Origin of the sequence: Micromonospora reichwaldensis (assembly GCF_031845925.1) — a bacterium.
Classification (GTDB): domain Bacteria; phylum Actinomycetota; class Actinomycetes; order Mycobacteriales; family Micromonosporaceae; genus Micromonospora; species Micromonospora reichwaldensis.
The window spans coordinates 1-450 of record NZ_JAVRFL010000093.1; the positions used below are offsets into that span (position 1 = coordinate 1).

Below are 450 nucleotides of genomic sequence, written 5' to 3' on the forward strand. Positions count from 1 at the left end.
GGGTGTGCCAGGAGGTGCACGCCGCGGCTCTCGTGGGCATTCCGGTCTCGACGACGCTCGGTCAGTTCGCCCGCAGGCCCGCCCCCGTGGGGGACCGCATGCTCGGCGCCACGGCCCGCTCGGTGTGCGCCCAGCTCGCGGCGTGCTGGGAGATCTCGGAACGCTCCGGCTCCTCACTCGCCCAGACCCTCTCCGGGGTCGCGGAGTCCCTCGAGTCGCAGCTGGACGCCCAGGCCGCCCGCGAGAGCGCCCTGGCCGGGCCCCGCGTCACCGTCCGCACCCTGTCCTGGTTGCCCGTCCTCGCCCTGGGGCTCGGCGTGCTCATGGGCACGGACCCCGTGACCACCCTGCTCACCACCGTGTGGGGGCGGATCGCGCTCGCCGCCGGGGCCGGACTGAGCATCGCGGGCCGGCTGTGGACGCGCAGCCTCATGCACCGCGCCGAGGCGG

The 450-nt window shown here is 76.0% G+C and carries 1 protein-coding gene; it reads left to right on the plus strand.

Annotated features, from left to right (window positions below; genetic code table 11):
* Positions 1 to 98: 98 nt before the first annotated feature.
* A partial coding sequence (locus tag RM555_RS30850) for a type II secretion system F family protein (protein ID WP_396888873.1) occupies positions 99 to 450 on the plus strand: 352 nt, incomplete at its 3' end.